Annotated in this window: 15 protein-coding genes; 4 read left to right on the forward strand and 11 right to left on the reverse strand. The window is 57.2% G+C overall.

The genetic code is table 11. The features are described 5' to 3' along the window. Window positions 1-25: 25 nt before the first annotated feature. The 3 genes from ACYVHC_RS04055 to ACYVHC_RS04065 form a co-directional block, all read right to left on the reverse strand. Window positions 26-1,177, reverse strand: a complete 1,152-nt coding sequence (locus ACYVHC_RS04055) for a multinuclear nonheme iron-dependent oxidase (protein ID WP_460612386.1) — start codon at window positions 1,175-1,177, stop codon at window positions 26-28. Between the two features lie 8 nt (window positions 1,178-1,185). Further along, on the reverse strand, window positions 1,186-1,347 hold the full coding sequence (locus tag ACYVHC_RS04060) for a chryseobasin-related MNIO class RiPP peptide (RefSeq protein ID WP_460612387.1): 162 nt from the start codon (window positions 1,345-1,347) through the stop codon (window positions 1,186-1,188). Window positions 1,348-1,623: 276 nt separating this feature from the next. Then, window positions 1,624-1,938, reverse strand: a complete 315-nt coding sequence (locus ACYVHC_RS04065; protein ID WP_460612388.1) for an LPXTG cell wall anchor domain-containing protein — start codon at window positions 1,936-1,938, stop codon at window positions 1,624-1,626. Window positions 1,939-2,361: 423 nt separating this feature from the next. On the opposite strand from ACYVHC_RS04065, the gene ACYVHC_RS04070 reads away from it, so the two are divergent. From ACYVHC_RS04070 to ACYVHC_RS04085, 4 genes are all read left to right on the forward strand, one after another. Further along, entirely contained in the window at window positions 2,362-2,844 is a 483-nt protein-coding gene (locus ACYVHC_RS04070) for a DinB family protein (RefSeq protein WP_460612389.1), read from the forward strand. A 232-nt stretch (window positions 2,845-3,076) separates the two neighbouring features. Continuing rightward, a complete protein-coding gene (locus ACYVHC_RS04075; protein ID WP_460612390.1) occupies window positions 3,077-4,036 on the forward strand; it encodes an alpha/beta fold hydrolase in 960 nt (319 codons plus the stop codon). A 419-nt stretch (window positions 4,037-4,455) separates the two neighbouring features. Further along, window positions 4,456-5,148, forward strand: a complete 693-nt coding sequence (gntA, locus tag ACYVHC_RS04080) for a guanitoxin biosynthesis heme-dependent pre-guanitoxin N-hydroxylase GntA (protein ID WP_460612391.1) — start codon at window positions 4,456-4,458, stop codon at window positions 5,146-5,148. After that, the gene (locus ACYVHC_RS04085) at window positions 5,117-5,707 is read left to right on the forward strand and encodes a DUF1989 domain-containing protein (protein ID WP_460612392.1); all 591 of its coding nucleotides are present in this window, start codon (window positions 5,117-5,119) and stop codon (window positions 5,705-5,707) included. The genes gntA and ACYVHC_RS04085 overlap by 32 nt, the downstream gene beginning before the upstream one ends. Window positions 5,708-5,887: 180 nt before the next feature. Here the strand turns inward: ACYVHC_RS04085 and ACYVHC_RS04090 are convergent, their stop codons facing one another. From ACYVHC_RS04090 to uvrA, 8 genes are all read right to left on the reverse strand, one after another. After that, window positions 5,888-6,163 carry a hypothetical protein gene (locus ACYVHC_RS04090; protein ID WP_460612393.1) on the reverse strand — a complete coding sequence of 92 codons (276 nt, stop codon included), beginning with the start codon at window positions 6,161-6,163 and terminating at the stop codon, window positions 5,888-5,890. Window positions 6,164-6,194: 31 nt separating this feature from the next. Continuing rightward, complete coding sequence (locus ACYVHC_RS04095) at window positions 6,195-6,536, reverse strand: hypothetical protein (RefSeq protein ID WP_460612394.1); 342 nt, start codon at window positions 6,534-6,536, stop codon at window positions 6,195-6,197. 18 nt (window positions 6,537-6,554) lie between these two features. Then, a complete protein-coding gene (locus ACYVHC_RS04100) occupies window positions 6,555-6,824 on the reverse strand; it encodes a hypothetical protein (RefSeq protein ID WP_460612395.1) in 270 nt (89 codons plus the stop codon). 280 nt (window positions 6,825-7,104) lie between these two features. Continuing rightward, the gene (locus ACYVHC_RS04105) at window positions 7,105-7,500 is read right to left on the reverse strand and encodes a response regulator (protein ID WP_460612396.1); all 396 of its coding nucleotides are present in this window, start codon (window positions 7,498-7,500) and stop codon (window positions 7,105-7,107) included. Between the two features lie 9 nt (window positions 7,501-7,509). Continuing rightward, entirely contained in the window at window positions 7,510-8,937 is a 1,428-nt protein-coding gene (locus ACYVHC_RS04110) for a PAS domain-containing sensor histidine kinase (RefSeq protein WP_460612397.1), read from the reverse strand. A 132-nt stretch (window positions 8,938-9,069) separates the two neighbouring features. Continuing rightward, window positions 9,070-10,059, reverse strand: a complete 990-nt coding sequence (locus ACYVHC_RS04115) for an ABC transporter ATP-binding protein (RefSeq protein WP_460612398.1) — start codon at window positions 10,057-10,059, stop codon at window positions 9,070-9,072. Window positions 10,060-10,177: 118 nt separating this feature from the next. Beyond that, the gene (locus ACYVHC_RS04120; RefSeq protein WP_460612399.1) at window positions 10,178-10,810 is read right to left on the reverse strand and encodes a class I SAM-dependent methyltransferase; all 633 of its coding nucleotides are present in this window, start codon (window positions 10,808-10,810) and stop codon (window positions 10,178-10,180) included. Between the two features lie 25 nt (window positions 10,811-10,835). Continuing rightward, window positions 10,836-13,373 carry an excinuclease ABC subunit UvrA gene (uvrA, locus tag ACYVHC_RS04125; protein WP_460612400.1) on the reverse strand — a complete coding sequence of 846 codons (2,538 nt, stop codon included), beginning with the start codon at window positions 13,371-13,373 and terminating at the stop codon, window positions 10,836-10,838. Window positions 13,374-13,378 lie beyond the last annotated feature (5 nt).

Genomic DNA, 13,378 nt, shown 5'->3' on the forward strand with positions numbered 1-13,378 from the left:
AAGCGTGTGACATTTCGTAGGCCACTTACTTCCACTTCTGAGCAATGCTGAGGGCCGTTTCCAGCATGTGTGGCTCCCAAGCCTCTATCTGCCAATCGGTATGGGCCAGGGATGAGGCGTGGAGCTGGCGCCGAGCATCCTCATAGGAAGGAGCCGTTTCTAGAATGCGGGAAAGCTGCTGCTGTTGCGCGTAGAGCTGTTCATCTTCTACTACCTGACTAGCCACCCCAGACTGCAAAGGCAAAAACGACGTACTGGCCTGCCTATTCCCTTGGCGGCGGAAGCGAGTTACTAGGGTTTCCATGCGGCCAAAGTCGGTGCGGAATTGGGCGCGACTGGGCTCAGTTTTAAGGGCATTGCCTAGTTGCTCCAGCACCACATATTTTAGGTTTGGGCACCGAGGCAAGGTCATTTCCAGCAACCGGAATACTTCTTCCGGCACGGAATCATCGTGCGTGTCGCGCCGAATTTGCCGACCCGGCATCAGCCCCGATGCTTCCCAGCTGCCACCCGAAATATGGATTTCCCGCACCCGCTCCAGAGGGTAGAGCGCAATCAGGTCTTCGTAGGGAACGGAGAAGTTGTGGATCTGACAGTATAGGTTGTGCAGGTCCAGAATCAAGAAGCCATTCACGGGCTCCACCAGCTTTTCTAGAAACTCGCCGTGGCGCTTTACTTCCTCTAGGGAGTAGGCAAAGGCTAGGTTCTCTATGCCTACGGGGCACGCGCAAGCCTCTTGCAGGCGGCGCAGGCGGTCTTGACCTAGGCGGAGGGCAGTGCTAGTGTACGGAATGGGCAGCGGAGCGCCGGAATGAAAGTTCTGGCCCGTGAAAAAGCCAAAGTGCTCGGTGATGTGGTCGAAGGCAAACTGCTTGGATAGCTCCTGCAGGTGCTGTAGCCACTGCTGCTGCTCGGCTGTCCAGCGGCCTGACAGCAAGGAAAAATAGACGCCGTGCCCTACTAACCGGTTTTGGGAAGCATAAGCCTGCAGTAATTCGGTAAACCAATCGGGCACTTGCTCGGCCCAGAACAGCGTATCGAACGACCATTCCAGGGCCTCTACCCGCCCTTCGGCCAGCAACGGAAATGCCGCCGACAGGATATCGGCATCGAGGTTACAGGCTACAGCGGAAAAGGGGCCGGGCGGCACGACTTCGAGGGAAAGAGCAGCAGGCATACTATGGCTTAGCCCATGCCGCAAGCCGGGCAGTTATCGGGCACTTTGGGCGTTTTCGAGCCGGTTTTGCTTTCCTCCTTGGGCGTGGGGTCACCCTTTTTGACACAGCTCGTGGTTTGTACGGTTAGCCCAACCAGAAAGGCTCCGAGTACTGCTTGTGAGAGTTTCATGGCGTATGTAATAGTTTTAGATAATACCAGCTGTGATGTAACCAAACCGGGGCCACGTAGTGGAACGCGGCCCCGGTTGGAAGAGTCGGAAAGTAGTGCGGCGGTTGCATGAGCGGGCACTAAATATTGCGCGAGGCTTTCTCGGGCAGGCTACCCTTTACAGGGAAGCCTGCGGGGAAAAGGGTGGTTTATTTCACTCAGCGCCAGGCATCGTTTAGCAGTAAACGCATGACGCTAGTTGTCCTCTAACCCTGCCAGTTTGATGCGTGGCGGGGGCTAGCGGTTGTTGGTGGTAGTGCTGGGCTGGTGTACATCGCCCTGCAGGCTGAAGTTGCTGCCGGCATCATCGGCGGGTGGGTTGGTGGCGGGCACCTCCCGAACGTGGCCGTTTTCGGGTGTGGGTGTGGTGGAGCCAGCGTTGGGAGAAGGCTTGTAAATAGGGAATAGCTCGGGCCGGGGGGTGCGCAGTTTTAGCTTTGGCTGCTTACGGCCTTTGGAAGCCGATTTGTCTTTCTTCTTCCAGAAGAAAACAGCGGCCGCAGCGGCAGCCAGTCCGCCCAGCCAGGCGGCAGTAGTGGTTTGCTTTTTCATAGAGGGTAGTATGGAGAGGTAGTTGGGCAAGAAGCAGTACGGCAATGCCCGCAAGCCTTGCGTATAGCTGTACGCCACCCAACCGAAGACGTTCAGGTTTGCTGTATCGGGCAGTTGCTTTTGCTGGTGGTGCGTGTAAGGGTTTGACCTGTTTCCAGGGCTAGTATGTTGAGGCGGTGCGGCCAGAGCGGGGCCATATGCAGCAGGCTCTGGGTGTCATGTAGATTGCCGGCTCCTCGTCTGGGCCTGTTGCGGGAATACCAGAGCGCTTTACCGAAACACGTTGACTACTAGCTACCTTTCGGAGCCTTAGCCTTTCGCGTACCTCACCAACGCGGATAGCCAAGCAGCCCGTTGGGGCCTGAATTACTAGCCCTTCATTGTTCTTAAACCGGTTACGCTTCTCATCTATAAGAGTACCCTATGGACCTCACCACCCGCCACGACCTTGTGCAAGAGCTAACCGAACTGCTAACCCAAGGTAACGCCCACGTTACGTTGGAAGCAGCCTGTGCCGATGTTTCCGAAACGCTGCTGAACCAGTCGGCGCCCGACTTGCCCTACACGGTGTGGCAACTGGCCGAGCATATCCGGATTGCGCAGTGGGATATTGTGGAGTTCTGCCTTAGCGCCGAGCATGTGTCGCCGCCGTGGCCCGAGGGGTACTGGCCTACGCCCGCCGCCAAGGCAGATACCGCCCGCTGGCAGGCCACGCTCGCACAGATTGAGCACGACCGCAACCGGTTTCTGGAGTTGCTCGAAGACCCCACCCGTGATTTGCTCAGGCCCCTACCCCATGGCACCGGCCAAACCCTGCTGCGAGAGGCCCTACTTATTGCCGACCACACCGCGTACCACACCGGCCAGATTATTTTGGTCAGGCGGTTGCTGCACGACTGGGAATAGCGCCAGCTGTGGCCCCAGCCTGCTACCGAGCCTGCACTAGCCTGAAAAAACTCCACTCAAACCTGTAATTCAGCAAAATAGGCCCTTACACAGGCAACCGATAGGGTTTAAGGCACCGAACCACCTAGTAAAAACAGCAACAAATGCTTGAGTTCAGGCAACGGAACTAGGCTGGCCAGGTGTCTGGAGAAGAGTAACCACGCTACTGTTCTCCCACCCTATTTGCCCCATCATGTTCCGCTTTCTTCACCTCAGCTTCTCCCTCGCGCTGCTGTTGGGGTTGCTATTGCCCTCGCTTCTGGTTGCTTCTCCCGGGCGCAAGCCGCTTTCTAACGGCACCCCGCGCATTACTACCTCTGATGGGGTAACGCTTTTCACCAAAATTTCGGGGCAGGGACTGCCTTGCGTGTTTGTGCACGGCGGGCCCGGCGCTTGGAGCGGCATGCCGGAGGCATTGGCCGGCCCCAGCCTGGAAGACAAGCTGCAGATGATTTGGTACGACCAGCGGGGAAGCGGCCGCTCCCAGAACGACCCCAACCAGAACTACTCGCTGGCGCGCATGGTGCAGGATCTGGAGGAACTACGCCAGCAGTTGGGCCTCGAAACGTGGGTAGTGATGGCGCACTCGTTTGGGGGCACCATCGCCACGGAGTACGCCGCGCGCTACCCCCAACGCGTGCGAGGACTGGTGCTGCTCAACTGCACACTCAGCATAACAGAGGCCATGGAAAGCACCCTGCACCACGGCCTCAACTTCGTGAACGTGCCCGATAAAGCCCCGTTCCTGGATGAGCGCAAGCCCTTGGATGAGCGCTTTCAACTGCTGATGCCCGAGCTCAGCGCCCAGAACGCTTGGTTTAAGCTGCAATACACCACCGAAGCGGGCCACCAGAAAGTAACCGCCGCCGACCAGGGCAACCCCGGCACCGGCGAGTTTGGCGGCTACGGCTTCCGCCTGCCCGACTACCGCAAAGACTTCACCCTGCTCACGCCCCAGATCAAGGCACCCGTGCTTGTAATAACCGGCAAAACGGATTATTGCGTGGGCCCGGAACACTACAAGCTGTTTCGTTTTCCCAACCAGCGGGTAGTTCAGCTGCAAACCGGCCATGTACCCTTCGTGGAAGAACCCGAAGCCTTCCGCAAAGCCGTACGTAGCTTCGTGAAAAGCCTACCTCACAAAGCGGCATAAACCGCAGCCAGCCCTAACACCGCGCCGGCAGGCTACGGTTTTCAGTATAAAATCTTCCTTAGGCCCCAGCAGTAGTTGGGGCCTTTTGGGTACCTAGGCTCAAAGTACATCCATTTATTTCGTACATGATTTTAAGCTAATTGTCACCCAAAACAGCTCAGCCTTGTTTACCTAGTACCACTTTAAATAGGAAGTGTGCTAGAGTCCAGCTTCGGAGTAAATACCGCTCAGCTAAGCGGTTGGCTTTTTTTGCTGATGAGCTTAGGAGCGCCAAGCTGAAGCGTAGGAATTGGCTTATGGTTCAGCTTACTGGCAAGCGCCGCTATTTTTCTGTATCAACACAGGAGCTACTTGTTGCGTAAAGTTTTGCAGGAGGAATTTGACTATTCCAGTTTTCCTGACAAAACTATACAGTACACATGCTTGACTCACAACACAATATATATACTAATGAATATCTTTCTTTTATAAATAAGAAAGAATTCCCTTGTGTAGCTGCCAAGACTGCGCTAACCTGGCAGCAGCTCCATTGCCATGTAGTCGACCACTTGGCTTGCCCGAAAGATGATGCGGCCATTCTGGAGTTTATCTACGATTTTGTGGACACGTACCGCCAGTCAGATAAGTTGTACCACAGCGCGGCCGTCATCTTTAAAGGCCCCGAAACGCCGAATGAAGCGTTGTTTGAGGAGCTGTTTTGGCAGCGCCTGCAGGCCCTTTCCAACCTCGACGCTCAGCGCTACGGCTACGACCGGCGTGTAGTCTCGGACCCTACGTCGCCGGACTTTAGCTTTAGCCTTAAGGAAGAAGCTTTTTTCGTGATTGGACTGCACCCCGGCAGCTCGCGGCCGGCCCGGCGCTTTGCCTACCCTACCCTGGTGTTTAATGCCCACGCCCAGTTTGAGCAGATCCGGAGCAACGGCAGCTACGACAAGCTCCGCAACACCATTCGTACCCGCGACGTAGCCTATGCAGGTTCCATTAACCCTATGCTGCAGGATTTCGGCGAAGCCTCCGAAGCGTATCAGTACAGCGGCAAAGCCTATGATCAGGCCTGGAAATGTCCTTTTTTAAGTCAACATGACGCAGCTAACCATCATTCCGCCGCGTAGTGGTACTGCCTTTGTTTTGCGCAAAGGCCAAAAGCTCAAAGTAGTCGATATCGAGGGGGAGCAGGTTTCGGATTTTATATGCTACAACCTCGAGGACCGGGCTGAATACCTTTCCTCGGGCCGTACCATCGACTACGCCGAAACTATCTTCCTCACGAAAGGCCACCCCTTCTACTCGAACCGCAGCAACATCATGTTTGAGCTAGTGGAGGACACCGTAGGCCGCCACGATTTCCTGCTGACGCCGTGTAGCGCCGATACGTTCCGGATTATCTATGGGCATCAGCATCCGCACCGGGGCTGCTTTGGCAACCTCTGCGAAGCGCTAGAGCAGTACGGTATCAGCCCCGATGCTATTCCCATCTGCTTCAACATTTTTATGCACGTAACGGTAGATGGCACCACCGGCAAAGTAGACGTGCTGCCGCCCAAAAGCAAAGCCGGCGACTACGTGATACTGGAAGCCAAAACCGACTTGCTGATTGGCATGACGGCCTGCTCCGCCGAAATGTCAAATAACTACTCATTCAAGCCCATCGGGTATCAGATTCTGGACTAGGCTAAGCGGACAACCTAACCGCCGCAGTACAGCAAAGCAGGTTTGAGAATACCGGCACCCTAGTACGTGCTGCCCGCCCGAAAACGAAGACGCCGCTGTTGCATATGGCAACAGCGGCGTCTTCGTTTTCGGCAATTACAGCATGCACCCTAGCAAGGCTACAGGCGCAACCCAAGTGCGCTAGGACTGCCGTGAGGAGTAGTGCTCGTCGATGGCTTGATCCATGGCGTGCTGGAAGGCTACCATAAGCTTGCTACGCTCGGTGTCGGGCATGTTTTGCAGCACGTGCTCGAAGGTTGTCCGGTACACATGGGCCATAAAATCGGCACCGTAGGTAGTAAAGAAACCGTCGTGGATTTTGCTGAAGGCTACCTTCTCAGCGGAGGAGATGGTAAGCGAGAGGGCCAGCCATTCTTTGGCGTTGTTGGCCAGGCTAAGTTGAAGATCTTGATCCACGGAAAATATAAAAAAGAGTCGGGGTTTGAAGTTAGCGCGACCGGCGATACGGCAGGTACACGTGGGGCGTAAAGCGGGACGCTACCGGGCCCTTGCCGCCATGGGCAGCATAAAAGGCACTAATGGCAGTTTCCAGGCCAGGCAGGTCATGAAGCGCCACAGTGGCAAACACATCCTGGGCAGCCAGTGGGGCAGCCAGTGTGCTTAAGCGGCAGCTATCAATCCCGAGCGGATGCTCAATGAAAAGAGTAGCCCCATCCTGAGCTGGGCACTCGTGTTGGTAGCGCCAGGCGTGGCCGAAGGCCGGACGGTTGGCATTCTGAGTTTGGTCGGTGGCGCTAAAGCCTAAGCTTTGCAGGTACGTATCGGTCATGTATACAGCAGAAAAAAATCAGGAGGAAGATGGCAACTCGGCCGACCAGTTTACCTGGCGCAGCAACACCCGAAACTCGGCTTCGGAGGCCACTCTACCCTGGAAGCTGTACAGCATCTGGCCATTTATAGCCTCGAGCAGGGTTAGCTCATCATCAGGATACAGCACAATGGTTTCCTGGCCACAGTCGGTGGGCCTACTAAAGCGGATCTGCCCGGGCGGAGCGTTATGGCGGGAAAAGCCAAATGTCTGCAGAAGCTCGGCAGAGGGTTGATAAGTAGCAGACATAGAAAGGGGAACCCTGAAAGGGACGCGCAACCAGCTGGCTATGCGGTAGGCTACTAGGTGCAGCGGAGGCCCGAACCGTTTTCGATCGGGCTACTCCTTCCGGCCACTGCTTCAGTAAAGAGCGGGCAGCCAGGTTAAGTTCATATAAGCCTAACAACAAACGTACCGCATTGTTGAGCTAAGGCGGCTAGCGCCTGCTGGCGGCAGTAGGCAAGTTCCGGTTTATTCTTCGGTATTCAATACTGCGTTGTGGCTTAGCCACTTCACGCTTTTGCCTGCGCTAGTGGCTGTTCACGCCCACTTCTGCCTTAATAAGCTTTAGCTCGGCCTTGTCTAGGGGTTTATGTATCAGGCGCGTAACCAAGGGGTTATCTGCCGCCCGCAAGGAATCGGTTTGGGCCAGTGAGGACGTTAAAATATAGATGCGGCAGCCGCTTAGCAGGTCCGAAGCTTCATCTGAAACGGCCTCCAGAAAATCCCAGCCACTCATAACGGGCATGTTCAAATCGAGCAGGATAATTTCGGGGCGCTGCTCCGGTGGGCTTTGGCGCAAATACTCCAGCGCCTCCTGTCCCGACTGAAACGAGGTAACGCTATCAGCAAGCTCTTCCAGTTGCAGCAACATGCGCATCAGGAAAATGCTGGTGGAGTCGTCGTCGATGAGAACAATGCGCATATCGTAAAATCAGGCTAGTTGTATTGTGAAACGGGTGCCGTGGTTTACTTCGCTGTACACCTCAATATGGCCTCCCATAGCTTCTACGTGGTTTTTTACCAGATAGAGACCCATACCCCGGCCAGACGGATGATCATGAAACCGTTTATAAAGCTTAAACACTTCATTGCCAGCGCGCTGCATATCAAAACCAGACCCGTTATCTGCCACAATTACCTGCACGCCGGGCTCCGGATGAGCGTCGGCCGCCGAAATATCAACGCGCAACGGCCGCGTTTTAATGCGGTACTTCAGGGAGTTGGAAAGCAAGTTGAAGAAGATGCTGTAGAGGTAAGCGCGGTTGCCGCGTACCCTCACGGTATCCGGAATGGTGCAGTGTACTTCGGCCCCGGCCTCCTGTAGGGCATCGTGCAGACTTTGCGTGGCTTGCTCTACTACCTCCATCAGGGGCACCAACTCCGGCTCCGTAGTTTCTTGCTTGTCGCGGATAGTCAGAATGGTGTTCATATCGCGCAGCACCGTATCGAGCTGCTCGGTGCTGGAGCGCAAGTGTGCCAGCAGGTTATCGTATTCGGGCGCGTCTTTGGCCAAGTCAATCAGTAAATCAACTAACCCCAGCATGTTGGTAAGCGGCGCGCGCAGGTTGTGCGATACGATGTAGGCAAACTGCTGTAGGTCTTGGTTGTGGCGGTATAGCTGCTGATGCGCCTTTATCTTTTCCGTGGCATTGGAAAAGTACACCGACAGGCCTTCCTCAGAGGGAAACGCCTTCACTTCTAGCCACAGCTGCCGGGGCTCGAAAAACTCCTCGAAGTGCACGGCAGTGCCTGTGTCAATGGCCTGATCAAAGTGCTTGTAAAACGGAATCATGAAGTCGCCGGGGAAGGTTTCTTTGATTCGTTTGCCTAGCAGCTGCCCACGCGCAATGCCCAACAGGCGCTCTACTTCCCCGTTCACGTAGGTGAACGTACCCTGCGTATCGAGCAGAAAGAAAGCGTCGGTAATGCTCTCGAAGATGGTGTTGAGCTTCTTTGCTTGATTCTGAATGACTTGCTGGGCAACGGCGGCAGACGTAATGTCTTTGCTGACCACGTGCACGCCCACAATCTTGCCTCCCATCCAGAGCGGCACTTTCGTCACATTCAGCACTTTGAATTCAGCCCCGAGCAGCTGCACACCCGTTTCAAACTGCACCGGATGGCCCTGGAAAGCTTCCATCAGCTTCTCATGAAATAAGGGGCGCGCCTCGAGCGGCAAAAAATCGGCAAATGGGCGGTTCAGCACAGCCTCCTTCTCCTGATGCACCAGCGCCAGAAATGCCGGATTGGCATCTAGAATAATTCCCGCATCATTCTGGAACAGCACGAAATCGGGGTTGTGCTCGAACAGGGCCCTAAAACGCCGGTCACCTTCCAGTAAGCGAACGTCATCGTTCATAAAAACAGCTTATAGGTATAGATAGACTACCCCGTACGACAAAATCTGCGTGGCTGGTTTAAGCTGTTGTTTATTTTTTTGTGCTGTGGGGTTGGCGGCAAGTGGCACCCTAGTCTACTCTCTTACTGATAGCTACACATACCACATACCGTTGGCAGGCACGGCCAGGGAAACATCGGCCCCCGGGTGCAGGCTAGCAGCAGTGGTTCGTAGCTTCAGTTTCCCGCCGGGCAGGCTCACCTCCACCTCAGTGTAGCTCCCGAAAAACCGGATGCGCTCCACCGTACCGGTCAGGGTTCCGGCTCCGGCGGGGGCTAGTGTTAGCATTTCGGGCCGGATGAGTAGGCGCTTGCCACGCTTGGGCTTCAGGCCGGCTTGGGCCGCAAGGGCACCTAGCAGCGGACCAGGCTCTACCAGGTTATAGTCGCCGAACAGGGCCGCAGCGTAGGGGCTCACGGGCTGCGTGTAGATGTGGCGGGGCGTGCCGCGCTGAATAATCTGGCCGCTTTGCATCACCAGCAGCTCATCGGCCCAGGAAAGGGTATCGAGGGGGTCGTGGGAAATGAGCGTGCACGTAATATGCAGCTGCTCGCCAATATCCTGAATCACGGCTTTCAGAATCTGCTTGTGCCCCAGGTCGAGGTTGGAGAAGGGCTCATCGAGCAGCAGCAGGCGAGGCGAGGAAAGCAGCAGCCGGGCCAGGGCAATGCGCTGCCGCTCGCCGCCCGAAAGCTGATCGGTACGGCGCTGGGCCAAGTGCCGGATGCGGCACACATCATACAGATTATCAAGGGCCGGGGCCGTGAGCTTGTTGGCGTAGCGCAACACCTGCTCTACACGCAAAAATTTGGGCAGCTCAAATTGCTGCGAAAGGTACGCCACCCCGGGCGTGCCGGGCACCAGCCTATCGAGCGGGCCTTTTACGCGCGTGCCATCCACCCACACGTCGCCGATGGTAGGTTGTACTAGGCCGGATATGATTTGCAGCAAGGTGCTTTTTCCGGAACCGGTTTCGCCCGCAATAGCTACTTTCTGAAATTCTTGTTGCGTAAACGTGATGTCGTGCAACACTAGGTTCTCTCTCTCCTGCAACCCAATTCCCGCAACGCGTAACAAACTCATACCAGCCAAAAAATAAAGAAAACGGGCCTCCTCCTGGAAGCCAAGACCCAGGCGTGCCGCTTGGAGTTTGCGCTCCAGCTTCCGCTGATGCACGAAGGTACGCCCTGGGGCCTTGCTGCTACGGGTGCGCCTCTCCCGGCACTGTTGCAGGTGCTTGCTGCCTAGTAGCCGGCGCAGGCGTGCGCTCCGCAGTAGCTGGCTCCGGAACATATGTTAGGACGTAGGCAGGGGGCAGATTCAGGAGCACATGCTCCTGGTTGACCTGGCGGAAGAATTTGCCGAACAGCCGCTCATTGCGCAAGGAGTATTGAAACAACACCAGCTTGCCATTGGGCAGCAGAATACTGCGTGTGTGCTCCAGAATGCGCCAGCCCAGGCGCCGGGGCAACGAGGAAAACGGCAACCCGCACACTACATAATCAACCTGCTCAACGCCAAAGCGCTGCAGATACTGGCTGGTTTTATCGGCGGAGCCGTGCACCACGTGCACGTTGGGCTGGCCCGCGTATCGCTCCTGCAGCAACTTGCAAAACCGGCGGTTTACCTCTACCAGCACAAGTACCGTTTCGGCCCGCCGCCGTTGCAGCAGCACATCGGTAAAAACACCGGTTCCGGGCCCGTACTCTACTATGCACGTGGCGCTGGCGAAGTCAATAGGCTCCATCACCTTATCGGTGAGTTCGCGCGAGCTAGGCACCATGGAGCCTACTACCGCCGGATTGCGCAGAAATTCCTCCAGGAAAGAAGACATACCCTACTGCGTAAAAGTGAACTGATTACTTCTGAAAACGAGCTAGATACGGCGCGGTTCGGCTCTCCTTGGCGCGGGCCACCTCCGCCGGCGTACCGGCCACCACCACGCGGCCGCCTTCGTCGCCGGCACCGGGCCCAATGTCCAGCACCCAGTCGCTGCTGGCTACTACGCGCATGTCGTGCTCTACTACCAGTACCGTGTTGCCAGCCTCCACGAGGCCGTTTAGTTGGGCCAGCAGCTTTTCTACGTCTGAGGGGTGCAGGCCGGTGGTTGGTTCATCAAGGATGTACAACGAGTTGCCGCGCTGGGCGCGCTGCAGCTCCGTAGCCAGCTTGATGCGTTGCGCCTCCCCGCCCGAAAGCTCGGTGGCCGGTTGGCCCAAGCGCAGATAGCCCAGGCCTACTTCGCGCAATACCGTGAGGGCGCGCTGCACCGCGGGCTCTTCCGAAAAAAACTCCCAGGCTGCATCCACGGTCAGGCCCAATACTTCGGCAATGTTCTTGTCGCGGTAGGTTATTTCCAGGGTTTTGGCGTTGTAGCGGGCGCCGTGGCACACCGGGCAGGGCGCGTACACACTAGGCAAGAATAATAGCTCAACCATCACGAAGCCTTCGCCCTGGCAATTTTCGCAGCGGCCTTTGGCTACGTTAAAGGAAAACCGGCCGGCATCGTAGCGGCGCTTACGGGCAGCGGGTGTGGCAGCAAACAGCTTGCGCACGTGGTCAAAGAGGCCCGTGTAGGTAGCCATGTTGGAGCGCGGCGTACGGCCAATAGGCTTCTGATCGACGCGCACCAGCCGCTTGATGTGCTCCATACCGCTCACGATATGGCCGCCCGTTTCAAGCGGGGTGGTGCGCTCCAACGGGTCGGTTTCCTCTTCCTCGGGGGCTAGCTCATGGCCCAGATGTGCAGCTACCAGCTCTACCAGCACCTGGCTGACCAAACTGGATTTGCCCGAGCCTGACACGCCGGTTACGGTGGTAAATACCCCTAGCGGAAACGCCACCTCCAGCCCTACTAGGTTGTTGCGCCGTACGCCGGCCAGCTTCAGCCAGCCCGAGGGTGTGCGCGGCGACTGGCTGGCAGGTTTGCCTTCCCCGAAGAGGTAGCGCCGGGTTTGGGAGGCAAGTACGTTTTCCAGCCCCGCGGGCGGACCGCTGTAGAGCACTTCGCCCCCCTGCTCGCCGGCCGCTGGGCCGACATCTACCAGCCAATCCGCCTTCCGGATAACGTCGAGGTTGTGCTCGACCACGAACAGCGAGTTGCCCGCGCTTTTCAGGCCAGCCAGGGCGTTGAGCAAGGCTTCCGTGTCAGAAGGATGAAGTCCGGCCGACGGTTCATCGAGCACATACACTACCCCAAACAGATTGGAATACAACTGAGTAGCCAGCCGCAACCGCTGCAGCTCCCCCGGCGACAACGTAGGGGTGCTGCGCTCCAGCGAAAGGTAGCCCAGCCCTAGGTCCAGTAGCACGGCCAACCGTGCCACCAAGTCGGCGGCAATGCGCTGGGCTACAATCACCTGTTCAGGGTGGGCAGCATCGTGCTTTTTGCGGCCGTGCGCTGTGCCATCGGCAAAGGGCCGCAGCAGGTTGGCCACGCGCTTCAGCGGCAACCCTGACAGCTCAGCAATATCCAGCCCGGCAAATGTTACGGCTAATGATTCGGGCCGCAGGCGCTTGCCGTGGCAGAGCGGGCACTCCGTGCTGAGCATGTACTGCAGGGCCCGCCGTTTCATGAGGGGGCTGTGCGTGGTGGCAAAGGTGTGCAACACATGCCGCTTGGCACTCGTGAAGGTGCCCATATAGTTTGGTGGCTCCTTGCGCCGCAGCGCGCGCTGGGTTTCCTGGGGCGAGTAGCCGGGGTACACGGGCACCACGGGCTGCTCTTCCGTAAACAGAATCCAGTCCCGGTCCTTCTGGGGCAACTCACGCCAGGGCCGGTCTACATCAAAGCCCATGGTTACCAGAATGTCGCGCTGGTTTTGGCCACCCCAGGCCTGGGGCCAAGCCGCAATAGCCCGCTCCCGTATGGTCAAGGAGGGGTCAGGCACCATGCTTTGTTCGGTTACCTCATACACGCGACCTAGTCCATGGCAGGTGGGGCAAGCGCCTTCGGGCGTATTCGGCGAAAAGCCTTCGGCGTACACAATGGGCTGCCCAGCAGGGTAGTCGCCGGCCCGGGAGTAAAGCATGCGCACCAGATTGGAAAGCGTAGTAACGCTGCCCACCGAGGAGCGCGTAGTGGGCGTGCCGCGTTGCTGCTGCAAGGCCACCGCAGGCGGCAGCCCTTCAATGGCATCAACCTCAGGCACGGCCATTTGGTGGAACAGGCGCCGCGCATACGGCGACACCGACTCCAGGTAGCGCCGCTGGGCCTCGGCGTACAGCGTGCCGAACGCCAAGCTCGATTTGCCGGAACCCGACACACCCGTAAATACTACCAGGGCATCGCGCGGAATTTCCAGGTCGATGTTTTTGAGGTTGTGTTCCCGGGCGCCGCGCACGTGCACAAAACCAGTAAAAGCAGGGCTGGAGGCCGGATCGGGTGACTTGGACATAAAAA

Source organism: Hymenobacter seoulensis, from assembly GCF_054780535.1.

Excerpts from the sequence above, each read along its gene's own strand:
- ACYVHC_RS04055 (WP_460612386.1), bottom strand. The coding sequence starts at position 1,177 with ATGCCTGCTGCTCTTTCCCTCGAAGTCGTGCCGCCCGGCCCCTTTTCC.
- ACYVHC_RS04060 (WP_460612387.1), bottom strand. The coding sequence starts at position 1,347 with ATGAAACTCTCACAAGCAGTACTCGGAGCCTTTCTGGTTGGGCTAACC.
- ACYVHC_RS04065 (WP_460612388.1), bottom strand. The coding sequence starts at position 1,938 with ATGAAAAAGCAAACCACTACTGCCGCCTGGCTGGGCGGACTGGCTGCC.
- ACYVHC_RS04070 (WP_460612389.1), top strand. The coding sequence starts at position 2,362 with ATGGACCTCACCACCCGCCACGACCTTGTGCAAGAGCTAACCGAACTG.
- ACYVHC_RS04075 (WP_460612390.1), top strand. The coding sequence starts at position 3,077 with ATGTTCCGCTTTCTTCACCTCAGCTTCTCCCTCGCGCTGCTGTTGGGG.
- gntA (WP_460612391.1), top strand. The coding sequence starts at position 4,456 with ATGCTTGACTCACAACACAATATATATACTAATGAATATCTTTCTTTT.
- ACYVHC_RS04085 (WP_460612392.1), top strand. The coding sequence starts at position 5,117 with ATGACGCAGCTAACCATCATTCCGCCGCGTAGTGGTACTGCCTTTGTT.
- ACYVHC_RS04095 (WP_460612394.1), bottom strand. The coding sequence starts at position 6,536 with ATGACCGATACGTACCTGCAAAGCTTAGGCTTTAGCGCCACCGACCAA.
- ACYVHC_RS04100 (WP_460612395.1), bottom strand. The coding sequence starts at position 6,824 with ATGTCTGCTACTTATCAACCCTCTGCCGAGCTTCTGCAGACATTTGGC.
- ACYVHC_RS04105 (WP_460612396.1), bottom strand. The coding sequence starts at position 7,500 with ATGCGCATTGTTCTCATCGACGACGACTCCACCAGCATTTTCCTGATG.
- ACYVHC_RS04110 (WP_460612397.1), bottom strand. The coding sequence starts at position 8,937 with ATGAACGATGACGTTCGCTTACTGGAAGGTGACCGGCGTTTTAGGGCC.
- ACYVHC_RS04115 (WP_460612398.1), bottom strand. The coding sequence starts at position 10,059 with ATGAGTTTGTTACGCGTTGCGGGAATTGGGTTGCAGGAGAGAGAGAAC.
- ACYVHC_RS04120 (WP_460612399.1), bottom strand. The coding sequence starts at position 10,810 with ATGTCTTCTTTCCTGGAGGAATTTCTGCGCAATCCGGCGGTAGTAGGC.
- uvrA (WP_460612400.1), bottom strand. The coding sequence starts at position 13,373 with ATGTCCAAGTCACCCGATCCGGCCTCCAGCCCTGCTTTTACTGGTTTT.